The organism is Candidatus Chlorohelix allophototropha, assembly GCF_030389965.1.
Classification (GTDB): Bacteria; Chloroflexota; Chloroflexia; order Chloroheliales; family Chloroheliaceae; genus Chlorohelix; species Chlorohelix allophototropha.
Genome location: NZ_CP128399.1, coordinates 2,323,282 through 2,348,493, shown reverse-complemented (window position 1 = coordinate 2,348,493; position 25,212 = coordinate 2,323,282). Strand labels below are relative to the sequence as shown.

The 25,212-nt window shown below is 47.7% G+C and carries 18 protein-coding genes; 3 read left to right on the top strand and 15 right to left on the bottom strand.

Features of this window, described 5'->3' with window-relative positions:
* The first annotated feature begins 65 nt into the window (after positions 1-65).
* The gene (locus OZ401_RS10325) at positions 66-4,532 is read left to right on the top strand and encodes an amino acid adenylation domain-containing protein (RefSeq protein WP_341468151.1); all 4,467 of its coding nucleotides are present in this window, start codon (positions 66-68) and stop codon (positions 4,530-4,532) included.
* 60 nt (positions 4,533-4,592) lie between these two features.
* Here the strand turns inward: OZ401_RS10325 and OZ401_RS10320 are convergent, their stop codons facing one another.
* The 5 genes from OZ401_RS10320 to OZ401_RS10300 are packed head-to-tail and all read right to left on the bottom strand — an operon-like array spanning position 4,593 to position 9,119.
* Entirely contained in the window at positions 4,593-5,882 is a 1,290-nt protein-coding gene (locus OZ401_RS10320; protein WP_341468150.1) for a Ni/Fe hydrogenase subunit alpha, read from the bottom strand.
* Positions 5,872-6,651, bottom strand: a complete 780-nt coding sequence (locus OZ401_RS10315; RefSeq protein ID WP_341468149.1) for an NADH-quinone oxidoreductase subunit B family protein — start codon at positions 6,649-6,651, stop codon at positions 5,872-5,874. Before OZ401_RS10315 ends, OZ401_RS10320 begins: the two co-directional genes overlap by 11 nt.
* Position 6,652: 1 nt before the next feature.
* On the bottom strand, positions 6,653-7,510 hold the full coding sequence (locus OZ401_RS10310; RefSeq protein ID WP_341468148.1) for an FAD/NAD(P)-binding protein: 858 nt from the start codon (positions 7,508-7,510) through the stop codon (positions 6,653-6,655).
* A gap of 3 nt (positions 7,511-7,513) precedes the next feature.
* Positions 7,514-7,978 (bottom strand): Crp/Fnr family transcriptional regulator, encoded by a 465-nt coding sequence (locus tag OZ401_RS10305; protein ID WP_341468147.1) that lies wholly within the window; start codon positions 7,976-7,978, stop codon positions 7,514-7,516.
* Between the two features lie 16 nt (positions 7,979-7,994).
* Positions 7,995-9,119 carry a 4Fe-4S dicluster domain-containing protein gene (locus OZ401_RS10300; protein ID WP_341468146.1) on the bottom strand — a complete coding sequence of 375 codons (1,125 nt, stop codon included), beginning with the start codon at positions 9,117-9,119 and terminating at the stop codon, positions 7,995-7,997.
* A gap of 445 nt (positions 9,120-9,564) precedes the next feature.
* Here OZ401_RS10300 and aroB point away from each other — a divergent pair, with 445 nt between their 5' ends.
* Entirely contained in the window at positions 9,565-11,304 is a 1,740-nt protein-coding gene (gene aroB, locus OZ401_RS10295; protein ID WP_341468145.1) for a 3-dehydroquinate synthase, read from the top strand.
* A 41-nt stretch (positions 11,305-11,345) separates the two neighbouring features.
* Here aroB and OZ401_RS10290 read toward each other — a convergent pair whose 3' ends face one another.
* The 7 genes from OZ401_RS10290 to lepB form a co-directional block, all read right to left on the bottom strand.
* A complete protein-coding gene (locus OZ401_RS10290; RefSeq protein ID WP_341468144.1) occupies positions 11,346-11,843 on the bottom strand; it encodes an SRPBCC family protein in 498 nt (165 codons plus the stop codon).
* Between the two features lie 175 nt (positions 11,844-12,018).
* Positions 12,019-13,143 (bottom strand): WD40 repeat domain-containing protein, encoded by a 1,125-nt coding sequence (locus tag OZ401_RS10285; protein WP_341468143.1) that lies wholly within the window; start codon positions 13,141-13,143, stop codon positions 12,019-12,021.
* Between the two features lie 88 nt (positions 13,144-13,231).
* On the bottom strand, positions 13,232-15,025 hold the full coding sequence (asnB, locus tag OZ401_RS10280; RefSeq protein ID WP_341468142.1) for an asparagine synthase (glutamine-hydrolyzing): 1,794 nt from the start codon (positions 15,023-15,025) through the stop codon (positions 13,232-13,234).
* Between the two features lie 5 nt (positions 15,026-15,030).
* Entirely contained in the window at positions 15,031-15,633 is a 603-nt protein-coding gene (locus OZ401_RS10275) for a hypothetical protein (RefSeq protein WP_341468141.1), read from the bottom strand.
* A gap of 6 nt (positions 15,634-15,639) precedes the next feature.
* Positions 15,640-16,965 (bottom strand): toprim domain-containing protein, encoded by a 1,326-nt coding sequence (locus OZ401_RS10270; protein ID WP_341468140.1) that lies wholly within the window; start codon positions 16,963-16,965, stop codon positions 15,640-15,642.
* A gap of 10 nt (positions 16,966-16,975) precedes the next feature.
* Positions 16,976-18,655 carry an asparagine synthetase B family protein gene (locus tag OZ401_RS10265; protein ID WP_341468139.1) on the bottom strand — a complete coding sequence of 560 codons (1,680 nt, stop codon included), beginning with the start codon at positions 18,653-18,655 and terminating at the stop codon, positions 16,976-16,978.
* A 6-nt stretch (positions 18,656-18,661) separates the two neighbouring features.
* Positions 18,662-19,186, bottom strand: coding sequence for a signal peptidase I (lepB, locus tag OZ401_RS10260; RefSeq protein ID WP_341468138.1), 525 nt, complete (start codon positions 19,184-19,186; stop codon positions 18,662-18,664).
* Between the two features lie 196 nt (positions 19,187-19,382).
* Between lepB and OZ401_RS10255 the strand changes: the two genes are divergently transcribed.
* Positions 19,383-20,078, top strand: coding sequence for a Rad52/Rad22 family DNA repair protein (locus OZ401_RS10255; protein WP_341468137.1), 696 nt, complete (start codon positions 19,383-19,385; stop codon positions 20,076-20,078).
* Between the two features lie 64 nt (positions 20,079-20,142).
* Here the strand turns inward: OZ401_RS10255 and OZ401_RS10250 are convergent, their stop codons facing one another.
* From OZ401_RS10250 to OZ401_RS10240, 3 genes are all read right to left on the bottom strand, one after another.
* Positions 20,143-22,218 carry a glycoside hydrolase 5 family protein gene (locus tag OZ401_RS10250; protein ID WP_341468136.1) on the bottom strand — a complete coding sequence of 692 codons (2,076 nt, stop codon included), beginning with the start codon at positions 22,216-22,218 and terminating at the stop codon, positions 20,143-20,145.
* 365 nt (positions 22,219-22,583) lie between these two features.
* Positions 22,584-23,213 (bottom strand): MFS transporter, encoded by a 630-nt coding sequence (locus OZ401_RS10245; RefSeq protein ID WP_341468135.1) that lies wholly within the window; start codon positions 23,211-23,213, stop codon positions 22,584-22,586.
* A 296-nt stretch (positions 23,214-23,509) separates the two neighbouring features.
* Complete coding sequence (locus OZ401_RS10240) at positions 23,510-25,087, bottom strand: fused MFS/spermidine synthase (RefSeq protein WP_341468134.1); 1,578 nt, start codon at positions 25,085-25,087, stop codon at positions 23,510-23,512.
* Positions 25,088-25,212 lie beyond the last annotated feature (125 nt).

Genomic DNA, 25,212 nt, shown 5'->3' with positions numbered 1-25,212 from the left:
AATATTCCTGAATTATAATCACAAAATCATTTAACCATACCAGTTGCAATTATTGGAGAAATGTAATGAAAAATGAGCCAACCAGAGGTTATCTACTTTCTCCTCAACAGCGTTATCTTTGGGCTTTACAAAAAAACAAGCGGATATTTACAGCACAGGGAATTGTTAGGTGGGAAAGCAGAATTGACCCTGATATTTTAATAAAAGCGTTGGATTTGCTGGTAGCACAGCATGAGATACTTAGAACAGTTTTCCGTCCTGTGCCGGAATTGCGCCTTCCAGTTCAGGTTATTCTCCCAAACCTTGCCCCACTCTTTCGACTAGAAGATTTCACCGCATTGAGTTTAGAAAACCAAAACGTTGCGCTTACAAAGCTTTGTGATACAGAGAAGAACGCTTCTTTCGATCTGGAAAATGGTACTTTATGCCGTTTTGTGCTGGTACAACTGAACCCGGAAGCTTTTAGCTTGCTTGTAACCCTCCCCGCCCTATGTGCAGATTATCGTTCTTTATGGAATATTTTTGAAGAAATTGCGCAGCATTATGAGACTATTGCGAGAAACCAATCCGCTCCTGAAGAAACGATTCAGTATGTGCAGTTTTCAGAGTGGCAAAACGCCTTACTAGAAGAGCCTGAAAAAGAAGAAGCCGATAATTTTTGGAAGAAACAATTTACCGAATCGCCTGTTAAAGCAAAGCTTCCTTTGGAATTTAACCAGCCTGAGCAAATTAATTTTGAGTCTGCATGCCTTTCTGCTGAGTTGGCGCAAGAGTTGGCAACAAAAATTGCTGAGTTAGCCCACTTATCCAGCTTATCCCTCTCGGATTTGCTATTTACTGCTTGGCAAACGCTATTAGGACGCTTAACCCAGAGTGAGCAAGGCGTTAGCGGTTATGAATATAATGGGCGAGTTTATGATGAATTAGAACCTTTAGTTGGGCTGGTAGCCCGGACAATTCCCATCAAAGATGTCTTTCAGGCTACGACACCTTTTAGGGTGCGCTGCAAAGATATTTCTGAACAGGTGAAGCAGTGTATACGTTGGCAAGAATATTTTAGCCCTGAACAATTTACCGATGAAACAGCGCAAATTCCTTTTATTTTCTCTTTTGAGGAAGTACCTGACTTACGGGAACAGGCTTTTAGCGATTTTTCAGGGCATAGTTATATTGCTAAATTTAAGCTCAAACTTCAGTGTGTAGTGCAAAATAATAGGGTAATGCTGCAATGGCATTATAATTCGTCTGATTTTGAAGCCGCCGAAATAGCCAGAATAGCAGCACAGTTTAATACCCTGCTGGCAAATATTGTAGAATCGCCGGAGTTACCGCTGAGTGAGTTAGAGCTTATTAGCGACACCGAATGTAAACGCATCACCTTAGAATGGAATGAAACAAAAACCAGCTTTTCATCCGAAAGCAGTATCATTGCTTTATTTGAAGCGCAAGTTCTACAAGCCCCCCAGTCATTTGCAACCGTCTTTGAGAGCGAACGGCTCACCTATAGCCAGCTAAATAGGCGCGTTAACAAATTGGCGCGATATTTACGCCGTTTGGGGGTTGGTCAAGAAACCGTTGTGGGTATTTGTGTGGAACGTTCGACAGAGATGATAGTGGGATTGCTGGCTATACTAAAAGCTGGAGGAACTTACCTACCACTCGACCCGCGTTTTCCACCTGACCGGATAAATTACATGCTTGATAATACCGGGGTTACGCTGGTATTAACCCAACAAACCTTAGCTGAGAATCTTGGATTTGATAACCGAAAGCTTGTTTGTCTAGATACACAGCACAAACTCTGGGAAATGGAGGATGCCGAGAACCCGGTTTATGAGGTGCTGCCGGAAAATGCGGCTTATGTAATTTACACTTCCGGTTCAACCGGAAAGCCCAAAGGGGTGGTGGTAGAGCATCGCCAGCTTTTGAATTATTGTCTAAGTATCCAGAAACAGCTTGCTTTGCCAGCAGGCGCGAATTATGCCACCGTTTCAACTATCGCTGCCGACTTGGGAAACACTGTGATTTTCCCGTCACTTTGCGGAGGCGGTTGCCTGCATATCATTTCGTGGGATTTGATGTTTGACTCGGCTGCCTTGGCGGGTTACTTTCAACACAACCAGATAGATTGCCTGAAAATTGTGCCGTCTCATCTCATAACTTTGCTAAAAATGGGCAATCCTGCAAACTTACTTCCAGCACGTTACCTGATATTGGGAGGCGAAAGCTGGAATTGGGAATTTTGCCGTCAATTGCAAACGCTCAAACCTGAATGTACCGTGATAAATCACTATGGTCCTACTGAAACCACCGTTGGGGTGTTAACCTATCGATTTGAAAAATCTGACGGAATTCCTTACGCTGCCACGCCACCGTTAGGACGACCAATTGATAATCTGCGAGTTTATATACTTGATTCACAATTTAGAGTTGTCCCGATTGGTCTACCCGGTGAGGTATTTATCGGAGGGGCAGGGGTGGCAAGAGGTTATCTGAACCAACCTGCTGCAACCGCTGAAAAGTTCCTGCCAGATTCTTACAACCCTGAATTAGGTTCACGCATGTACCGAACCGGAGACCTTGCCCGATTCTTGCCGGATGGAGCGGTAGAATTTCTGGGTAGGTTGGATAACCAAATCAAAATGCGGGGCTATCGGGTGGAGTTGGGTGAAATCGAGCAGGCATTACGCCAATTGCCCGGTATAGATACTGCGTTGGTTTTACCACAACCTGACCAACTTGGTGAATTGCGTCTAATCGCTTACATGCTGGCAGAACGTGAGTATTTGGCGAAATATGCTCAGTCGCTTTATGCCCAACAACTGGAAGAATGGAAACAGGTCTTTAATGAAACGCACCGCCAGATTGAAGTCAGAGCGGATGCAACTTTCAATCCTTTCGGTTGGAACAGTAGCTATACCGGAGAGCCGATGCCGGAAGAAGAAATCCACGAACAGGTGAACTATATTGTTCAAAACGTGTTGGAATTAAAGCCCTCACGGGTGCTGGAAATAGGTTGCGGTACGGGTTTATTATTATTACCGATTGCGCCACATTGTGAAGAATATTGGGGTACTGATTTTTCATCGGAAATTTTGGGGTACACCCGCAAAGCGCTGGCAAGTACGGATATTAAACCGGAACGAGTTAAATTGCTGGAACGTGCCGCCGAAGATTTAGAAGATTTGCCAGCACAACACTTCGATTTGGTAATTCTGAACTCGGTTATTCAGTATTTTCCCGGCGTGGATTATCTGCTACAAGTTCTGCAAAAAACGACCCGCTTGGTAAAAAATGGTGGGTATATACTGATAGGCGATGTGCGCAATCTAGCTTTGTTGGAAGCATTTCACGCCTCAGTTCAATTGCAAAAAGCTCAACCAGACCTGCGACTGGAACAACTAGCACAACTGGTTAAACAACAATTAGAGCGGGAAAGCGAGCTTATTCTTGAACCTTCCTTTTTCTATGCCCTTCCCCAATACATCCCCGAACTGAGCGGGGTTGAGATTAGTTTGAAGAAAGGTTATTTTCAGAACGAGCTTAACAAGTTTCGCTATGACGTATTCCTTCGTGTCAACGGTGAGCCTATACTAGAAACCGTCTTAACATGGCATAACTGGACGGATGAACACCTAACCTCGGATAATCTGCGCTCTTTATTGGCACAAGCAAAAGAGGCAATCGGCTTTAACCATATTCCCAATGGCAGGGTACTAGCGGATTATCGCCTGACAACTATGCTGAAATACTCTAGCGAATCTGAAACAATAGAGAACTTGCGAAAACAATTAGCACAGGCTGAAAAGAAAGGGGTTGACCCTGAACATGTACTCTCTATCGGCAAAGAATTTTCACGCCCGGTTTTGTTAAGCTGGTCAGAAAAACCGGATTGTTTTGACGCGGTATTTTTTGAGCCAGAATCTTACTCAACACGCTCGGTTAAGGGGCAACAACGCCCTGTTTCGGTCACTCTATTGGAAAAGTTTGCTAACTCACCGATTCAGCCAAAATTGCTGCGCGAATGGTTGCCCAAATTGCGGGCTAGTTTGGGCGAACTGCTGCCGGATTATATGCTCCCTTCAAATTATGTTTTATTGCGCGAGTTTCCTTTGACTCAAAACGGCAAGATTGATTATGAGGCATTGCCTGAACCCGACCTTTCACGCCCTGAAAGTGAGCGACCTTTTGTAGCGCCCCGCAACGCCGTTGAAGAAGTGGTAGCTTCAATTTGGAGCGAGATACTGCGCTTTGAAAGAATCGGGGTCAACGACAATTTCTTTGAATTGGGCGGGCATTCTCTATTGGCAACTCAGGTTGTATCCCGGTTGGGCAGCATCTTTCAAGTAAGGATGCCGCTGCGTTCATTTTTTGAAATGCCCACTGTGGCAGGGATTGCGCGGAGTCTGCTTACTATGGAGCAAAGTTCCGGTCAAATCCAAAAGATTGCTGAAATCTGGCAACGAATCAATAAAATGTCGGGGGAAGAAGTGCAGGAGTTGTTGCAGCAATACACGGTTCCCGATAAATGAGATTGTAGTGACATAAGGAGAGAACCCCTCTACTGTAAGCAGCAGTAGAGGGGTTTCTTGTCAGCTTCGCTCAATGTGAAGTTTCAGGAAGTGAGTAGCACAGGAAATACAGGGGTCATAATTGCGAATTGCCTGTTCACATCTGAGAGTAAGTTCATCTGTAGGCATGTTCATATTTTTGGTTACAAACTTCAGCAAATCATCCTCGATAATTTTCTGATTTTGTGAGGTAGGCGGTACAATTTTAGCTTCGGTAATCAACCCCTCCTTGTCAACATTGTAGCGGTGATAGAGGATACCGCGAGGCGCTTCGGTACAACCACAACCGCTGGATAAACGCGGTTCAACCTCGATAGCAGGCGCATCCGGTTCTTCATATTGTGCAATTAAGCGTAACGCCTCATCACAAGCGTAAAGTGTTTCTACCGCACGCACTATAATGCTCTTGAAGGGATTGTTGCAGGTGGTTTCAAGCCCTGCTGCAAGGGCGGTTTCCTGCGCAAGCGGGGAAAGTTTGTCAAAATTTAGATTGTAACGTGCCAATGGTCCCACAAAGTAAGGTCTGCTACCGATCAAGCGCGAATGTAGCGCGTTAGAATGCTTGACATGCTCTTCTCTAAAGTGGGTTTCGTACTCGGAAATCGCTATATCCAGACCGTTATTCGAGACAAGCCTTCCTTCATTGTAGGGATATTCATTGGGATGGCGTAAAGCCACATAGACGTACTCCCGTTCAAATTCGGGTATCGGTAGGGTTGCGGTAAATTTTACCGCTTGAATTGCTATTTCCCGCGCTTGTTTAAGTTTCTCTGCCAGAGGTTTTAGCTCTTTTTTGCGCGGCACTCGATAGAATCCGCCAACTTTGACGTTAATCGGATGAATCTCGCGTCCGCCTACCAGCGCGACAATTTCATTGCCGGCTTTTTTCAATTGTAATGCGCTTTTTACCAACTCGGGATAATCTTTTGAAAGCGCCAGAGAATCTGGATAGCCGAGAAAATCAGGCGCATGTAGCATAAAGACGTGTAGTGCATGGCTCTCTATCCACTCGCCACAGTAAAGCAAACGCCTTAACGCTCGCAATTGCCCTTCTACCTTGACCCCAAAAGCGTTTTCCAGAGCATGTACCGAACTCATCTGATAGGCAACCGGACAAATACCACAAATACGCGCGGTTATATCAGGCACTTCGCGGAAATCGCGCTCACGTAAGAAAGCCTCAAAGAAACGAGGAGGCTCGAATATTTGCAGTCTTACATCCTCCACCGTATTATCCTTGATTTTGACGTATAACGAGCCTTCGCCCTCTACCCGCGCCAAGTAATCAACTTTGATTGTTTTAGTGCTCATGTGACCTGCTCTCTTTTCTAAAAGCTTCGGCATAAGCGTTGAAGCTTCGGAACGCACGCACAAGTTCGGGTTTGCTCTTGCCCATTTCTGCCCATTGTGCACCTAAAGAAGCAGTATTGGGGGTTTCTTTTGGTCCGTAGCAGCCAAAGCAACTACGTTGGTAAGAAGGGCAGAGCGCATTGCATCCAGCGTGTGTGACTGGGCCCAAGCAAGGCGTTCCACTTGCGACCATCACGCATACAGTTTGCCGCATTTTGCATTCCACGCATACGCTATAAGGCGGAGTATTGGGTCTGCGCCCGTTAAGCATGGCATTTATTACTTCCAGTAACTGGTATTTATTGATTGGACAGCCCTGCAACTCAAAATCCACTCTTACATGTTGCGCGATAGGCGTTGAGCGATCCAGCGTACTTATAAAGGCAGGGTTGGCATAAACCGCGCTGGTAAATTCCTTTACATCTTTGAAGTTGCGGAGTGCTTGAATACCACCCGCGTTGGCGCAAGCTCCAATCGTAATCAGGTATTTTGAAAGGTTGCGTACTTTCTGGATGCGTTCGGCATCATGCAAAGTGGTAATCGAGCCTTCCACCAGCGATATATCATAAGGGCCCTTGAGTACGGTGCTAGAAGCTTCTGGAAAATTGGCAATTTCTACTTTATCCGCCACCGCTAGTAGCTCGTCCTCGCAATCGAGCAAACTTAGCTGACAGCCATCGCATGAGGCGAACTTCCAGATTGCCAGTTTTGGTTTTTTCTCAGGTTGCATTTCAAACCTCCCACTTCTTGAACCAGTCTTGAATCTGGTCGAATCTGAAAACGGGACCATCCTTGCACACAAAAACCGGTCCCACCTGACAATGCCCGCACAGCCCTATAGCGCACTGCATATTTCGTTCCATTGAAACGTAAATATGGTCAAGCGGCACGCCACGTTTTTCCAATTCCATAATGGTATAACGCATCATTATTTCTGGTCCGCATACCAGTGCCAAGGCATTATGCGGGTCGAATGGCACTCTGGGTATTAGAGTAGTCACTACGCCGACATCGCCCATCCAACTTCCGGTAGCGCGGTCGGTTGTTACTTCTACCGTCATATCAAAGCGACTGCGCCATTTAGCCAGTTCGCTTTTGTAAAGTACCTCTTGGGGAGTACGCGCCCCGTATAGCAGCACAAACTTACCGTAATTTGGACGATTTGTGAGAATATGGTAAATGGCTGGACGCAAGGGCGCGAGTCCAATTCCACCCGTTATAAGTACAATATCCTTGCCAATAGCTTTATCAACGGGCCAGGGCACCCCGAATGGGCCCCGCACTCCAATCGTATCACCCGGTTTCAACATTCGCATAGCATTCGTGACCGAGCCAACCGCCCGCAAAGTATGCACAAGAGTTTCGGGGTGTGCTGGGTCTCCACTGATTGAAATAGGCACTTCGCCTACCCCAAACATATAGAGCATATTGAATTGTCCGGGTTGGAAGCGAAACTCGCGATGTTCATTTACCGGTTCAAGCAGTAGTGTAAAGGTGTCATTTGTTTCTTTGCGCACCTGTTCAACTACAAAGGGAGCAGGAAGCATGGGGTTAGGTAAGGCAGATGAAATAATGGACGGGTTAGTCATTTTTCACCGTCTTTCTGATGATTTGCCGTACAAATCCAGCAATTGTAGCCGAGTAGCTTGCAACCTTTGGATGGTCAATTGCGCTACCCGGTTCATCAAGATATAACCCAAGTCATGATCTTGTTCGCAATATTCGCGCAACCACTTACCCTCTATAAAAAGCGCAATAGTATGTTCTACCGAACGGGCATCAAAATGCCAACGATAAGGCGCAAATAGCCATGACCAGCCTAGAACATCACCTTCTCGCAAGGTTTGGATGATAACCGAGCCGGTTTTGGCGCCTGCAATCTCAAGCGAGACCTTACCATGTTGGATAATATAAAATTGTTGCGCCGGGGTGTCACTTTTAAAGATAAACTCTCCCGGTTTAAATTCAGTATTGATGCAATGCTCTGCAATTAGATTGGTATTGTATTCGCCCATCCCCATAAAGAAAGGATGGTTTGCTATAACTTGCTCAAACATAATGACCTCTCCTTTCTCAGCGTGATAGCTCGCTCTGACGAATGGCACGCGCCTCTTCGGTCAGGTCTATCCCTACTGGGCACCAAGTTATGCAGCGCCCGCAACCTACACACCCGGAAGTTCCAAATTGATCGTACCAAGCGCCGAGTTTGTGAGTGAGCCATTGCCGATAACGTGAGTGTACAGAAGGACGTACCGCGCCACCTTTTATATAGGAATACTCAACGGTGAAACATGAATCCCATTTGCGCCAACGTTCCGCACCAGCGCCGTCCAAATCGGTAACATCCTCGACTCTAGAGCAAAAGCAGGTTGGACATACCATAGTACAGTTTGCGCAAGTGAGGCAGCGATTAGCTACTTCCTCCCAGCGCGAATTTTCTGTATTGCGATAGAGCAACTCTTTTAACCCTTCAGTATCAAGAGTGCGTCCCATTTGCTCTCCCGCTTGCTTTACTAGGCTGGCAGCTTTTTCAATCTCGGTGGGTGAAGAGGTTTCATGGGGAAGTTGTTGCAGAACCTTTAAGCCTGACTCTGAACCTGCCTCTGCCACAAAGTAATGCAAAGCCCCTTCACAAACTTCGGTCAATGCAATATCAAAGCCTGATTCAACCTGTGGACCGGTTTGCATAGAGCTACAAAAACATGTGCCCCCCGGTTGAGTGCAATTCACTGCTACAATAAAAAGGTTTTCGCGCTTTTTCCGATAATCGCTATCGGCATAACTGCCCTGTAAAAAAACCTTATCCTGAATCTGCATGGCGTGCAATTCGCAGGCTCGCACCCCGAGGAAGGCATATTTGGGAGGCGGTTCTGAGGATTCTTCAAAACTTGTTAGTCCGGCATCGGTTCGCCACATTTGCAGATTGGATGGAAATAAAAGGTTTTTCCAAGAATGAGGACCTACTACATAGCTGAAAAGCGTCTTATCCTCACGCTTTTTCAGCCTGTAAAATGCGTTGTTTTGCTCATCAGCCCAGCCTTCAGGAAGCTCATCGGGAGACTCAAGTTCTGCATATACAATGGCTTTATCCTGAACAGTTGGACCTACAATCTGATAACCCTGTTGCACAAGGTTTTCAAAAAGCTGTGGAAAGTGTGGGCGTTGTACCACAACTTTTTCGCTGACTTTTAATGACATAATTGCGGGTCTTTCTTTGCTTTAGCTCGCCGGGTTATTAAAATTACCGGTTTATAAGACACGATTCCTTCGTCCTTGAAAGATGTCGGGATATGCTAAAACCAAAATTTGAATGCCCCGGGTGCTGTCCAATATCCTTGCACAGTTAGCCAAATACCACAACTAATTATAGAATCGCGAGGTATACAGAATGGAAAAATAGGTAAAAATTAGGTCAAATATTTGAAAATTAGTTTATCTCAATAGGTATTCCGCAGATTCACTGAACTTGGCTATGTTTACCAGTATAATTAACATATTTCTACTCACTGTCTCATAATGAAAAGAGAGCCGTGTCAAACAATGATAGAAGCCACCGAAAGTAAAAATGCACCTTCTTTTTGTGCCTATTTGCCGCATAGGTGCTTTTGGCATAAAATGAGGCAAAAATAAACTAGAGGATAACATGGAAAGTTTGAAAGAAAACATTTTTCTGGTAGGATTCAGCGGCACAGGTAAAACCAGCGTAGGTAAATTACTTGCCCGTATGCTCGGTTACGAGTTTGTTGACACCGATCTCCAGATTGAAGCTAATACCGGAAGAAGTGTCCCTGAGATTTTTGCTACAGATGGCGAAGCGGGTTTTCGTCAGCTTGAAAGTGAAGTGCTAGAGTCGGTATGCCGCGAAGATTATCAGGTGGTATCTACCGGAGGTGGCATCGTTATTTCGGCGACCAATCGCACAAAGATGACTGCTAATGGCTATGTATTTTGCCTTGAGGCGCGCCCAGAAACAATTATGGTGCGTCTAATGCTGGCAAGTGGCGAACCCGGTTCGGTGCGTCCTTTACTTCAGGGTAGCGACTCATATTCTCGTATTACCAGCCTAAAAGCGTCCCGGCAAGCATTTTATGCCGAGTCGGATTGGACAGTGCATACCGATTTTTTGACCCCAGAAGTTGTTGCAGCAGAAGTTATACGAGCGTTAGAACTGGTAAAGCGACGCGGTGAAAAAGGCAAGGGTGGCGCGACTACTCCCGCCGGAAGAGCCGCCGCAGACGCGATGGTTTTCACTCCTCCTGCTCCGGATTCTAATCTGCTTGAAATCAAAGCCTCGAATCGCAGTTATAATGTTTTGTTTGCGCCGAATTTGTTAAAAGAGCTAGGAAGTCTTATAAAAACACATTTGCCGGGTAGCGAAAATCGCGCAGTGTTTGTAATCACCGATTCTAATGTAGCCGTACTTTACGGAGAGAAAACGCTCGACTTACTGCGCTCGGAAGGCTTTCGCCCCACTCTTTTGAGCGTGCCTTTCGGCGAGCAGTCCAAAAGCCTTGAGCGTGTAGCAGAGCTATACGAAAAATTGGCAGAAGCGCGTGCCGAACGCAAAGATATAATCGTGGCGTTGGGCGGTGGTGTAGTGGGAGATTTAGCCGGGTTTGTAGCGGCTACGTGGTTGCGCGGAGTACCCTTGGTGCAAGTTCCCACCACTTTGCTGGCAATGGTGGATAGCAGCGTGGGTGGCAAGACCGGGGTTAACCTGCCACAGGGCAAAAATCTAGTTGGCTCATTTTACCCACCGAACTTGGTTCTAACCGATGTCAATTTGCTCGATACCTTGCCAGAAAGGGAAAAGCGCAGCGGTTGGGGAGAAGTTATAAAACATGCCCTTATTCCCGGTGCAGACCCCGATGAGCATGGCGCACTGAAACGCTTGACACGACTGGAAGCGAACTTGTCCCGTTTGCAGGCTGGAGAGGCAGAAATAACTGCCGCGATTTTGCGTGAGTCGGTGGCAGTAAAGGCTGGTGTAGTGGCGCAGGACGAGCATGAGACAGGCTTGCGTATGACTCTTAACTACGGACATACTTACGCACACGGTCTTGAGTCGGCGGGTGGCTACAGCCTACTATTGCATGGCGAGGCTGTGGCGATTGGGATGCACGGGGTGGCGTTACTTGCACAACAATTAGGCTACTGCGATGCCGCTTTTGTAGAAAGGCAGCGCAATCTCCTCGAAAGCTTCGGTTTCAAGCTCAAGGCAGCCGTTGACCCGGAAAGAGCGTTGGCAGCGATGGGTCTGGATAAGAAAAGCGATGGCGGCGCAATTCGCTGGATAATTCCAGAAGGAGTTGGGCGTATCTCTATTCGCCGTGATATCCCTTTTGAGGCAGTAAGAGAAGTAATGAAAGAGTTGATTGGATAAGAAGAAAGGACGCTCCCAAGCGAGCGTCCATTTCAAGCTTTTTAATTCTGACTGAGAGCGGTTTGCACGAAGTGTTCGCTCGGCTTTCCCTCAAGGATATGCTTGAGGCGTGCGAGGCTATGTTGCAGGTAGCCATTAAGCACAGGTTCGAGCATCTGGATGGCGGTGTTGGCGAAAAACCCAATAAAAGTCTTTTTCATCGCCAATTGTAACTCCAGCGAAACACGAGTATTCCCCTCGTCCGTTTTATGCAATAGCCAGACAACCTCGCTATCATATTCTTTATCTTCGGAACACAGCCGTACTTCCTGTCCGGGTGTAAAAACCACTACTTTATAAAGGATTGACACCTTTTTACCAAAAAACGCGCCTTTGCCCCTTACATAAGTGCCGAGTCGGTAAATGCCATCAGTTGAGGGCGGGCGCGATAGGGGTTTAACCTCGAAATCCTTGATAAAATAATCGTTAGTTTTATTCCCATCGGAAAGATATTCAAAGACTTCTTCCGAGGTTCGCGCAATCTCTATGACGCTTTTCATGATTCTTTTCCTGTTTCCAATAAATTAGTGTGGTGTTGCTTAAAATTATCAAATTTGCCCCACTATTTAGGTAGTTTATACTACACTAACAGGATTTTCTCACAAAAATGGTTTTGCCGAAAGATAGGCTTGGTGAAATTTTGTTTCAGATATGTTAAAGATTTGTATAAGAATACTACGAGACTCCCACGTAGCGAATTTTAATAAGCCCGTTGCCAAGTGCGGCTACCAACAAGTTGCCATCGGCGTTGAAAGTGACCCACGCTGCGGATGAGCCGTTTTTAAAACTGGCAAGCGGCGAACCACTAGTCACATCCCATAGGCGCGTGAATTGGTCTTCCGAACCGCTTGCCAGCACCTTGCCGGAAGGGCTGAAAGCTACCGAACGCACTTCCTCAGTATGCCCTTTGAGGGTGTAGCGCAATTTTCCGGTGTCTGCTTCCCACACCAGCACATTGGCATCCTTCGAGCCACTTGCCACCAATTTGCTATCGGGGCTGAAAGTGACTGGCAAGACCCAGTTAGTATGCCCACGCAGCACCGCCACAGATTTACGGGTCGCCACGTCCCACAGGCGTACCGTGTAATCCAGCGAACCGGTAGCGATGAGCTTGCCATTGGGGCTGAATACCGCGCTTTCCAGCCAATTGGTATGTCCGTTAAGGGTGGCAAGCGCATTGCCGGATGGAATTTCCCACAGGCGCAGGGTGGTATCTTTTGAGCCGCTGGCAAGGGTTTTGCCATCCGGGCTAAAACTGACCGCTGCTACCTCATCGGTATGCCCTTTCAGAGTAGCCAATTCTTCGCCTCCGGGCAATTGCCACAATTTAATGGTTTTATCCACCGAACCGCTGGCAAGCAATTTCCCGTCCGGGCTGAAAGCAACTGCCCTTACTTCGGCGGTATGTCCTTTGAGCGTTAAAAGCTCTTTGTGGCTGGCAAAATCCCATAACTTGATAGTTTTGTCAGCCGAGGCTGAGGCAAGGGTTTTGCCATCCGGACTCAACACCGCTTGCCATAGTCCCCCGCTATGCCCTTGCAAGGTGGCTACTTCTTCGCCGAAACGATAGGCGGGTGTAGGCGAAGGTAACGGCGTAGGCGTGAAAGTTGGAGTAGCGGTTGGCGGTATGGTGGTGGGCGTGGGTATAGGGGTGGAACTTGGCACAATCGTTGCAATAGGTACAGCCGTAGCGGTAGATGCAATGGTTGTGGGGATAGCAGTGGAAGTATCGCCGCAACCAGCCAGTAGCATAAGCGTGGCAAGTACCGAAAGAAGGGTTAGCGAAAAACGTCTGGTCATTCTTGTTCTCAATCTGTGGTAAAAGCAGCAAAATGTCGAAAATACCGCTTTAGATGAAACCGCTTTTACCAAATTTTGTCAAGCCGCCTCAAGCGCGAGGCGCATCCACATACGCCTGAAACCACAACTCCAGCGTCAATGCCAGCCACAGCTTGACTCCATGTCGGGGGAAAGTAATATCACGATAATCCAGCCAATCTTTTAATAATTTCTGGTTCAGGATACCGCGTTCACGGGCGCGTTTGCCGAGGAGTGTTTCTTTTGCCAGCTTTCGTAAGGGTTTTCTGAACCACGCTTGTACCGGAACCATCATGCCGCTTTTAGGACGATTGATAATTTCACGAGGGAGAATATCTTCCACCGCTTTTTTCAGGACATATTTTTCGACATTGCCGTATTGCTTCCAGCGCGGCGGGATACAGAAACTATAATCCACAATACGCCTATCGAACATAGGAGAACGCGCCTCTATCCCATGCGCAGCGGTCATGCGGTCAACCTTGTGGAGAATGTGATGCGCCCCTTTGAGACGAACATTAACCAGCATCAAGCGGTTGAGATAGTGCTGCATACCGCTACGTTCATCCAAATAAGGCGCGACCAGTTCTTCAAGCGGCGGCAGCTTTTCCAGCCTATTCAGCGTGGCGGGTGTTAGAAGTTGGGGCAAGTCGTCGTAGCATTTCTGGTAAGAGCGCAGGTAATTTTGCTCTCGTGCAAGGCTGGCGGAAGCGCCATCCAGATACATTTCGTGCAAAACCATCGGTAGATTTTTAGGTCCACCAAAGCAGGGGTCGCCGCCTTCTCCGTTTAGCACAATATCGGTGTCTTGGCTGGCAGTACGATCTAGCAGGAAATTGGGTACGGTGAGAGGGTCGCCAACCGGGTCGTCTAGTAAGGCAACGGTGCTTGGCAAAAGGCGGGCGATTTCTTCTCCGCCGATTTCAAGAATACGGTGACGAGTGCCACAGTGACGCGCTACCATGCTGCTAAATTCGAGTTCGTTGGGATACTCTGCGCCAAAGGAGATGGAATAGGTATGTACCGCTTCATCGCCATACAAGCGGGTGGTTAGGGCAGTGATGGCGCTGCTGTCTAGCCCGCCACTCAACAAGACCCCTACTGCACCGTTATTCGGTAAGCGTTCGCTGACCGCTTGCTCCAACATACGGCGTAGGGGGTCGCTGTAGGTTTCCACCGGCGCGTTTTCATCCCATTCGCCCTCGCGAGCCTGCCAGTAAGGGCGCGTTTCGTAGTCGATTGCGCCGTTCACACCCTGCTGTGCCACCAGATAATGCCCCGGTAGCAATTCGTATATCCCTTCCAACAGGGTGACTTCCCCCGGCACAAAGGCGCACGTCAGGTACTTGCGAACGGCATCAAGGTTTATTTCCAGCTTGAGGTCGGGGAAACGCCGCAACGAGCGCAACGTGGAGGAAAAAGCCAACCGCGAACGGGTAGGCGCGTAATAGAGCGAACGCGCCCCAATGGCATCTCTGGTAAGAATAAGCTTATCGGTGTGCCCATCCCAAATTGCCACCGTAAACATGCCGCGCACATGTTTGGCAAATTCTGCGCCGAATTCGAGATATAGCCCTAATAATAATTCGCCCGGACTCGCTCTCTCACTGCTTGCCAAACCGCGTTGCCGCAACGTGGCGACAATTTCGGACAGGTTGTATAGGGTGGCGTCGGCTGCTAATACTACCTGTCCTGAAAAGTCGGTGTAGAAATCAGGTTGCGTTCCATCCACTCGTTTGAGATAACCAAAAGCGACTTTGCCAATTATTCGGCTGCTTACCAGTTCGCCATGCCCGAATAGAGTAGGCAAAACCCTTTCGGCTTCAAGTCCGAAAATGCCGCTAAACCAACTACGATATTGCATAATGCTCACCCGAAGCTATCTGTGCCAAAATCTCCGCCACTGCCGGAATTATCTCCACTCCAGTCCGAATCACTACTGCTCGAACCGCTGTCGCCGCCATCTCCACTACTACTGCTCGATGCAGCAAGCTGCTGTCGGCGCAACTGTTCCTGTTGCATTTCATACTCGGCGAATAGGGCGTATTCAGGCGCATTTGGGTCAAGCCCATAAGGGTTGTTAGCATACGCGCTCAGTCCGAACATCCAGCCTAACCCTAGCCCCACCATCAAACCGCCCAAACCTTTTAGGGGTGTAGGAGGGGGCGGCAATTGCTCAGGAAGGGGAGTTTCGTTAATTGTCACATATTGACCGCCGTTCCACGAAGTTATGCCGTTGCCCAAATCTTGCCCGAAAGATGCCTGCCCGTTAGCAAATTGTCGCTGTACTTGTCCGTTGCCGAGGTTAATGTCAACACCGCTACGCCCTCGATTATCGTTCCATTGGATACGACCGGGTCCGGCAATGGTGCGCCTTTCGCTGGTTCCGTCCCGATAACGCCGTTCTATCGAGCCGTCCGGTAGCACATAATCCATAAAATTGATTCTAAAATTGGGTTGCGATTGACTCATCTCGTCTTAACTCCTCACCGTTGGTGGCGGAAAGCCCCCGCCCGGATTCTCACCGGGTTGCCCGGTATAAGCAATACCAATTGCCGGAGCGCCGGGCAGAGTCGTCTGGAAGAACCCATGCGGGTCTTGGACGGCGGCAAATTTATGCTGATTCTCAAGGTCGGCGGCGCGTTGTATCTGGCGATAGATAATTTTTATCAGTTGGGAAGGTTTAAATGCTCCCAGTTCGGCATAATAGCCGCCCTGTAACCAGCGTCTTTCAGAGAGTGATAAGGCACGATTCATGTCGGGCGGTAATTGTTCACCACGGTAGCCTTTTTGCACGGGCAAATTAGGCAAACTTGCAAGCTGACGAGGGCGCAAACCGAGGTCAATGACCGCGATGTTTGGCTGGGGAAACCACGCAGGGTCTTCACGCAAGCGCAACGGTAACAGGCAACCCTCTACCGATGCATCGTGAAGCGCAAAAACTTTCAGATTTGGATTGCGGCGCACCATCTCCATCACGTTGCGGAATACATCTTGTGGGTAGCCGTCTATGCTTACCACCGGGGTATTGGTTTCGGTATGGAAATTATTAGCCAGCAGCATATCGGCGATTTCGGCGTTATCTACCACCAGCAGACGGTCAAAGCTGTAGAGGTGCAAATCAGGCGCGGGTTGTTGGCGCAATTCTGGGCGCAAGCGTCCTCCCCTCGGCAGCATCTTTTCGGGTATGCCATGCGCTCTAATCCATGCGCCGAGGTAGTTTTGCTCGAAGGCTTGGAAGTTTATCTGGGGAGTACCTGCCAGTTTTTGCTTGTTTTTCTTGCCGGAGGGTACAGCAATAACCAGCGCCAAACCTACTATCAGCAAAGTTGCTCCGGCTACTACCGAAACTATCAGGTCTTTGGTTGCAAGGAATAAACCTGAGAATAGCAGCGCGGAAAGTATAGAGAATAGTCCAAGCGCCGGAACAAATATACGCGACAGGAAAAAAGATAGAAACAAAGCTACGGGCATAACTATAGTGGCTGGAAGGAATTTATTTTTTGTGAAGATCAGCAAGGCGATAGAAGCGATGAATAACAATCCGATCAATGAGTTATAGCAAGAGGCGCGTTGTATCTGCTTGCTCTTACGTTTCATTAGTTGGTAATATAGCTGGCGTGCGGTGTAAAACATGGTGCGCTTTTCCGCAACCGCGTCCGCCGTCGCTTTAAAGCCGGGATCGGTGATTACAAAATCCTTCAGCTTGGTAGGTTCAAAAGCGAACGGACGATGGCACTTCTTGCAGGTTCCGTCAGTTCGTTCCTTATAGCGACTATCGGTATTGCAATAAATACACTTCATATACTTTCCTTTATAACGCTTTACCATCGAAAAAGAGTTGTAGCCAAAGTTCCAGTATAAGCAATTGCCAGAGCTTTTCACCTACACGCCGCGCCCGAATCTCGCTGGGCAAGTCTTCGCCTGCCAGCAATTGTCGCACATAATCTGGGCGAAATAGCCCTCGTTTTAGCAGGTTTTTACCTACCAATTCTTTAACCAGCGGACGTAATGCCCCTAGACACCACTCCGCTGCCGGAACGCCCATGCCGCGCTTGGGGAGTTCGATAATTTCAGGAGTCAGCATATTGCCAAGCGTTAACTTAAAAAGATATTTCTCTACCGAGCCATTTTGCAACATATCACCCGGAATTGTCAGGGCGAAACGCGCCAAATCAAGGTCAAACAACGGCGCGTGCATTTCCAGCCCGGCGGCGCGTGCAAGGGTAGCAGCGCGGGGCATAATGTTTTGGCTACCTTTGAGGCGGTAGTTAGTCCAGCGCAAGCGGGCGAATAAACCGGATAGCGGCGGTGTTTCTAAGTATGGCTCGATTATACGCCGTAAATCGGTAGCTTTTGCCACCTCATTCAACCTCTCACCAAACAGGTGCGCTGCAATTTGCTTACCATAGAAATGGTGAAAAGTGTGTAGATAGCTTTCGGCGCGATCCTCTGCCCCATAAAGTTCTGCCGCGAACATCGCTTTGTTGGGCCAGCCTGCGAAAAGTTGGTCGCCACCTTCGCCGTTAAAAACCGTGCTATAGCCTTGTTGCGCGATAGTGCGATAGAGCATGTGAAGTGGGAGTGTAACCGGGTCGCCAAACGGCTGTTCTAGTTCGCGCACCATTTCCTGCAAGGCGCGTCCGGTATCTTTACCTGGCGCAATCGGAATAATTTCCAAAGGAACGCCCAAATGCTGTGCTACATTTCGCGCCTGATATCCCTCTCCGTTAAATCCATCGCCAAAATCCAAATGAAACGCCCTGAATTTGATGTTCAAGTGCTTGAGCCATGCCCCAACCGCACTTGAGTCTAGCCCACCGGAGAGGGACAGCGCAACCTCTTTTGTCGGGTTGGGCAAACGGCGGCGCATTGCGCTTTCAAGCCGGGTTTGCAAAGCGGCTTGCCAGTCGGTGAGGGTTAAGGGGTTTATATCTGTTTCAGGTAGCGGAAATAGATCTAACGCATGCGGTAAAGTACTATCAAAGGTTAGCGCGGTTGCGGGTGGTACGGCTTGCACGTTTTGCAGCAAAGTATAGGGGGCAGGTATGAAAGAGAAAGCAAGATAGGCGTATAACGCTTCTAGATTCAGCTTACGAGTGCGGGCTATTTCGGGGATAGTCAGCAATAAACGCAAGCTGGAACTGAACCAGACGGTAGAACCAGCGCGGGCATAGAATAATTGGCATGCCCCGAAATGATCACGGGCGAGCGTTAGCTTTTCTGACAAATATGCGATTGCCCATTGCCCTTGAGTTTCAGCCAGAACCGCTGCCACCTGATTTTCAAGGGTTGCGCTTAGTTCCTCACCGCTGGTATCGAGCAATGTACCCTCAATTGCCAGCAAAGCGCCTGTTTTGGTTGTATATAACTTGTTGGCAGCAAGCCCACCGTAAGAGTTGAAACGGACGATTAGCGGTTGCCCGCAGGATTTTGCCACTTGCTCAAATAGGGTAGGGTTTTTTGGCTCGTTACCGCAGTATCCAACCAGCATCAGGCTCTATCCTTTTATCGCGCCCAGAATGTTACTTAACGGCACTGCGCCAAAATCGCGAGAATCGAGGCTATTATCACGATTATCGCCTAACACAAAGACTGCGCCGACTGGCACAGTAATAATCGGAAAATCACGGTTGCTTTTCGTGGCTAAGTAGGGTTCTACTACTTGCACGCCGTTTACAAATAAAACCCCACTATTAATTTGCAAAGTTTGTCCGGCAGTTGCCACTACCCGCCGCACTCGTTCTTGTTGCTGCTGAGGGTCATGAAAAACGATGACATCACCTTGCATATATTGCAAACGCGGTTCATAGATTAGTCTTGAGCCTTTGAGATAGGTCGGCGACATCGCGTTTCCGTCCAGTGTTACCTCATGGGTTTTTGAAGTAGGCGCTTGCACAGGGGGAATGAGCAAGAATGCACCAACTCCAAATAAACAAACCAAAACAAGAGCTAAAATAATCAGCCGGAAACGTGGGGTTGGTTTTTTATCTTTCAGGTCATCCGGTGAAACAAATTGAAGCATCGCGACTCCTTTTTCTTGCCTTTTCTTGCCGCATGCTTCCCCTACCCGCCTAGTTTAAATTTAACCCATCCCTTCCGAAATTTCAATCACCCAGAGGTAGCGAAAGTCTAAAATGTACGGGTTTTCCCTCTTTTCCTAATTGTACAGATATTATAACATGTACATATGTTCTATAATTATATTAGGAGGTGCTTATATGTTACACAAAGATCAAATCGAAGCGCTACGCCAACCACTTGATTGGGCGCGTGTGAAAGAGAGACCCGGACCGGGTGGTACTCGCCTTTCCTATCTTGAAGGCTATGATGTTATAGACAAAGCCAATGAAATATTCTTACCGGGTGAGTGGGGACATGAAACTCTTGAAGTACAATACCACGAAGTGGCTGACCCCTCATCAGGAGAGGTGGTAGGAGCGTTCTACTCGGCACGGGTACGGTTGGAGGTGCGAGGCTGTATCCCGGTGACTGAGGAAGGGGTTTGCCCAGTTGAGTTGGTAAAGGGTAAAGGTCTGGTGTTAGAACATGACAAAGGGCGAAAGGGCGCGATAACCGATGCTTTGAAACGCTGCTTCAGGATATATGGAGAGCAACTTGGTAACAGTTTGTATGACCGCGCCTACATTTCCGAGCAACGCGCTGCTGTTCGTAAAGCTGGGAATCCTAAATTAGCCACGAATAAAACTTCCCAACCGGAACAGGCGGGTAAAAACAACCCAACTTATTTGGCAGAAATTAGAGAATTAGCTGCTCGGCGTAAACTCAGCATGCAAGGCATCGAAAAACGCTGCCGTGAATTATACGGTACTGGGCTAGCCGAGCTTAGTGCCGAACAAGCAACGGATATTATCGCCAAGTTGAAAGAAACATTGCCTGCCGCACGTGCAGGTTGAGGCAGAAAATAAAACAAGGGGCATGCGCCCCTTGCTTGAAAGTTTATAAAGCGGTTATCAGCGTTTAAGGTTTAACGGCTGTTGCCAACGCCTTGACCACATCGTAGGCAGGGCGTTTTGTGCCATCCCGCCGGAAGATGCTGTAGGCGATAGAACCATCAACATCGCTGCTGTCGGGACGTAAGCTGGGTTTCCAGAAATTGAGATTCCAGAGAGCCATCACCCCCATATAGGGATAATCCGCCTGTGCCTTCTCAAAAGCTCGTTTGATATAGTCTGCTTGCTGTTGTTCACTAACTTGCAGGGCATAGCTATAATTTGAGCTTGGTGAGATAGTTTTACTACTTGCCCAACCGAATTCGGTCAACCAGATTTGGCGTGTAGCATCACCATGATCCGCCATAACCTGATGTAGCCCTTCAATACGGCGGAAGTAGAAACTCTGGTGATCTTTCCAACCGCTGCAAATATTTGCCGGGGTCGGATTGCTGGGCCAAAGGTTATCGGGCGGGTTGCATTGATTACCGGGATGCGCTCCTAGTACATCAAAGTAATGATTGCGCAAAACTTCGCCGTTATTATATTCGTAGAGCTTTTTAAGATACTCGACATCATCAATTGAATTTGCATCAGTCACGCCTGTAGGTGAAAGCGCTCCCAATATTACGAAAGCCCACGGGTCGTTCGCCTTAACTGCCTCGCTGCCTACCGCAAGGACCTTTACATAACGTTGTAGACTGATCGGCGCGCCTACTTCCCAAGAGAGATTCTCCTCATTCCAGATTTCGTAAGCGTCCACCTTGAGTCGGTAACGTTGCGCCATTGCTGCCATAAAGCGCCCGTATGCGCTTACATCGTTTGGTAGCTGCGTGGAATTGGGGTTATCTTTGTACATATTCGGGGTGTCTTTCGGAACGAGTATGGTATGGATTCCGTTGGAGTAAAGCGAATCCACTACCCTATCGAGTTCGTCCCAAATAAATACCCCCGGTTGCCCGTTAACCTCGATATCTCTCCACGAAACTTTCTGAACTACCCAACGCACGCCCAAATCTTTCAATTGGTTGTTGATTTGGGTACGATCCTCATAATAAAGGTGCGCGCCAATACCGTAGGAAATGTGCGGAGCTTGGAGCGGCACATCGCGCGGCGGAATATAGTTACGAGGCCCACTGGGGAAGCGCCATTTGTAGTAGTGTTGACCTACATTACCCATTTCAACCTGAAATTCTTTAGGGTTGCTAGGGGTATAGGTAAGCACACGCCGTTGGAAAGCCTGTACCAATACATCTGTCGGCTTGCCTGCTACCATTGCTTGAGTCCAGTATGGCTCGGTGATAGGAAAGCCCATCGCCGAAACCCAGTTAAAGACCTTCTGCCCTTGAACCAAAGTGCTGCCATCCGCAGCAAGGGTAGGACCTACCTGATTCAGGTAATCCCAAAGCTTGCGAGGGATATTGTGACCAAAACTGCTATCGTAATAAACGATGTCGGTTCCATCAATTCCGGCTTTGGTAGGGTCGTTCCCGACATCACCGGCTTTATTGATTGTACCGGTGGTACGCTTACCGATTTGGTTGGTAGCGGCTTTACTGAGGGGATTGGACTGGTCGGTAGAGGCAACATTGCGGAAGCTGGCATACACCGGAGACAGGGGATTCACTTCACCCGGATCACCGGCAATCGGCACTTCAGCAGGACCTACGAACCGAAAACGAGTGTCACCTTCCTGCTGATAACCACTGATAAGTTCAGCTACCAGCAAGCCATTGCTTACATAGAAATCTCCGCTAGGATTAGCATAGCGGTTATTGACTTCCATGCGGGTTTTGTCAAAATATTGTACTAGGCGGTAATTGTTCGGCGAATTGTCATAGAACTCGGCGAATTGCCCCTGAGCGGCTTGTACAGCCGGTCCCCATAAGAAACTGCGAACGGCTTTTCCGGTTTCTACCGGCAAATCGGTTTTTAGCCACAAATCTTGGAATGCCGGGTTTACAAACCCCGGTACTGCTGCAGATGAAGCGACAGCGTTTGTAATGGTTGATGTGGTCGCTGCGCTCGCTTCTACAAAAGTTGGACCAAGCGATGCAAAAAATACTACCAACAACCCCGCAACAAGCGGTAAGCGTTTCTTCACAGGTTTCCTCCTTGCGAACCTAGCAAATTGGATGCACTAACATTCAAACCGGGCTAAACCCGGACCCTTAACCTTAACACCGGCTATTAGCTATGTGCCTGTAATGCGTTAAGCAAAACGCAACGAATTAACAGATGCCTTTCCATCTCCCATAAGCAGGTTCACAAATATTTGTACCGCGCTTGTAAGGTGATATTGCCGGAACCATATCAGGTTAGAAAGGGGACAATTCTAAACCTGGGCTAGTCTAACATGACTAACTATTTTTTGTCTAATGTCCCTAATGATAAAACGTTTATAAATCTAAACGGTTACACTGAACACAAATAGAGACTCGCGTGTGGCACGAATCTCTAATCGAATTATTAATTTGAACCCTTAAAACGCTTATGACGTTCCCGTTCGGAAAGCAACGAGGCTGGGTCTTTTTCGAGTTGATTCAGTATAGCGGCGTTGGTTGCTTTGGAACCGGGCATTGCCGAAAGCGGAGTTACTATACGGGGAGGAGGCTCGGCTAAGCCGGATTTAGTTGCTGCTTCTACTTCTTTCTTGCCCGGAATTTCAATCTCAATCGGGATTCGACCGCGTGTTGACCACCAACCTGCGAACATTCCCACAAATACCAGTGGTGCGCCGCGTGCTATGGAGACAAAGATGAAACGGGCGAAGGACTCCCAATACAAACCGCTGAGCAATTCTTCCACTAAACCGACGAAAGCAAGCCCTACGCCAACAAAGAACCCTGCCATACCGGTATAAAAGACTGGTCTGCGCCCAATAAACTTGACCATGTAAGCACAGCCAAAGAGCGTTACAAAGAAGGGAATGCCGGTTACCAACAAGTTATAGCGATCTTCTAGCTGATAGCTTACAAAAGTTAGCACCAAAACCATAGCAACTAAACCCAGAGACCAAGTGACAGTTACTGTTAAAAAAGGGTCATTTTTGAAAGGATTAGAGGAGCGTGTAGTTTTATCTTTTTTTTTGGTTTGCATCGTTACGAGGCTTTCCGGGTAAACGTACCCATTATAGATAGATTCGTTTCCAGCTTTATTTTCACAGGTCTTTTAGAGTACCTAATACGGCGCAACAGAAGAACAGATTCCTTACATTAACTACGATTATATCACATTAGATTCTAAATCCTGACGCCTGCTATGGTCAAGTAGCTTAGGGTATACAAAGTGAATTTCCGGTGGGCTTTTGGAGTCCATAATGCCCTTTTAACTTATTAAGAACCCAGTTATTCCGACTAACTATTGAGGGCTTAACCTTATTCTGAGCTTACTTCCTAATGTTTTGACCTATCAAGTTCTTTATTTACCACCGGAAGCAACAGGTTATCCACCGGAACGTAATCATCGGTAAGCAGAATCGCTTTACCTTTAGATAAATATTCCTGCAATTCGGGATAGGTAAACAACTTCCAGTTTGGCGTTTCAGGATAGGTATCCTCACGATTCGAGGCTACTACTACGAAAGTTTGGCGGTCAGGCGTATAAAGATCCCCACCCGGCACGTAAACCGCTATATTCTTATAAGAGTGATGCATGGTGAAGAGCATTGAACGGAGATAATCGCCATAAGCCCCAATATCAATTAGATTCACCATGTAGATTCCGTTTGAACTCATGGCGTTTTTTACCCGCTCATTAAATTCATATGTGGTGAGGTGGTAAGGCGGAGTAACATCCAGAAAGGCATCGCCCTGCACAAGGCTGTATTTTCCCGCTATATCTTTCCGATTCATATAGGTGCGGGCATCTTCGGTGAAGATATTTATATCGGTATTGCGCGACAAGGCAAATTGATTATGCGCTACCTCAACCACTCCGGGATCAATTTCTAACGCAGTTGCGCTACTATCAGAGAAATTTGACCTGACAAAACGTGGGAAACTAAATGCGCCCGCCCCGATAACCAATAAATCAATCTTCTCGTCTTGGCGGTTCATCCATTTAGCGACATCTCCATATACTTGCTCGTAGCCATAGCCCCCTAATTCCGCCAAATCAGGTACGATAAAGTTATGGATTAACAGGTCTAGCATCATAGCTTTAGCCGGACGACCATCCGGAGTTACGCCATCCTGCACTCGAATACAATAATAATCGGTTTCTTTGAAACAAAAACCGTTAATTCTACCGTTCAGGAAATTGGGAGCAGATATAGCGATAAATATAACCAGCACCAACCCCACTTCCATAAAGTATTGACGGTTGGGACGACCTTCACTGCTGAACAAGAGACAGAGAATTGCCCCGGTAAGCAGCATTAAAAGGCTGACCAGCCACACTATCATTGTAGTGCCGAAAAGAGAAATAAGAAAAAAGCCGGTTGCAAAAGTTCCAACGATGCTGCCTAGCGTAGAAACGGCATATATTGAACCGACTTTACCCCCTGCCGTAGTCAAGTCTTTGAGGGATAGTTTGATAACAACCGGAGATATTGTGCCAAAGACGCTACACGGGACGAAAAACAAGAGTGCTGCCGAAACCAAAACCCGCAATTGCAACGGCAAACCGTTGATAGGGTCGCTGCCCATGACCGGTAATGTCAAGGGTATAATCAATAAACTGGTCAGCCCGCCTACATAGTATAGACGGCGCAATAGTTGGAAAGAAGCGCTTCTATCTGCAAGTCTGCCGCCCAACCAATTACCAAAGCTTATCCCTGCCAGCGCCACCCCGATTACGCTTGTCCAAGTATATAGCGAAGTGCCCGCAAAAGGAGCCATTATACGGCTGGCTACCATTTCTAAAATTAATCCGCTGGAACTGCTGATAAACACCAACAAGTAAGCCTGCCATAGTAGGATACCCTCATTTTGTAGTGCAATTTTTCGCGCGGGTAATGGTTGTTCAATCATCCTATCCTCGCTTTTTGTTGAAAGTAGCTAATAGAACTCAAGAATATAAACGATGTAACAAAATTGTAATCAGTTTACATTACAATGGCTATTACAGCTTCGCAAATGACTTGAAATTGCCCGAT

Coding starts and splice junctions, on each gene's coding strand:
- OZ401_RS10325 (WP_341468151.1), top strand. CDS start 66: ATGAAAAATGAGCCAACCAGAGGTTATCTACTTTCTCCTCAACAGCGT.
- OZ401_RS10275 (WP_341468141.1), bottom strand. CDS start 15,633: ATGAGTCAATCGCAACCCAATTTTAGAATCAATTTTATGGATTATGTG.
- OZ401_RS10285 (WP_341468143.1), bottom strand. CDS start 13,143: ATGACCAGACGTTTTTCGCTAACCCTTCTTTCGGTACTTGCCACGCTT.
- OZ401_RS10265 (WP_341468139.1), bottom strand. CDS start 18,655: ATGCTGGTTGGATACTGCGGTAACGAGCCAAAAAACCCTACCCTATTT.
- aroB (WP_341468145.1), top strand. CDS start 9,565: ATGGAAAGTTTGAAAGAAAACATTTTTCTGGTAGGATTCAGCGGCACA.
- OZ401_RS10255 (WP_341468137.1), top strand. CDS start 19,383: ATGTTACACAAAGATCAAATCGAAGCGCTACGCCAACCACTTGATTGG.
- OZ401_RS10320 (WP_341468150.1), bottom strand. CDS start 5,882: ATGAGCACTAAAACAATCAAAGTTGATTACTTGGCGCGGGTAGAGGGC.
- OZ401_RS10305 (WP_341468147.1), bottom strand. CDS start 7,978: ATGTTTGAGCAAGTTATAGCAAACCATCCTTTCTTTATGGGGATGGGC.
- OZ401_RS10315 (WP_341468149.1), bottom strand. CDS start 6,651: ATGCAACCTGAGAAAAAACCAAAACTGGCAATCTGGAAGTTCGCCTCA.
- OZ401_RS10290 (WP_341468144.1), bottom strand. CDS start 11,843: ATGAAAAGCGTCATAGAGATTGCGCGAACCTCGGAAGAAGTCTTTGAA.
- OZ401_RS10270 (WP_341468140.1), bottom strand. CDS start 16,965: ATGAAGTGTATTTATTGCAATACCGATAGTCGCTATAAGGAACGAACT.
- lepB (WP_341468138.1), bottom strand. CDS start 19,186: ATGCTTCAATTTGTTTCACCGGATGACCTGAAAGATAAAAAACCAACC.
- OZ401_RS10300 (WP_341468146.1), bottom strand. CDS start 9,119: ATGTCATTAAAAGTCAGCGAAAAAGTTGTGGTACAACGCCCACACTTT.
- OZ401_RS10245 (WP_341468135.1), bottom strand. CDS start 23,213: ATGCAAACCAAAAAAAAAGATAAAACTACACGCTCCTCTAATCCTTTC.
- OZ401_RS10310 (WP_341468148.1), bottom strand. CDS start 7,510: ATGACTAACCCGTCCATTATTTCATCTGCCTTACCTAACCCCATGCTT.
- asnB (WP_341468142.1), bottom strand. CDS start 15,025: ATGCAATATCGTAGTTGGTTTAGCGGCATTTTCGGACTTGAAGCCGAA.
- OZ401_RS10240 (WP_341468134.1), bottom strand. CDS start 25,087: ATGATTGAACAACCATTACCCGCGCGAAAAATTGCACTACAAAATGAG.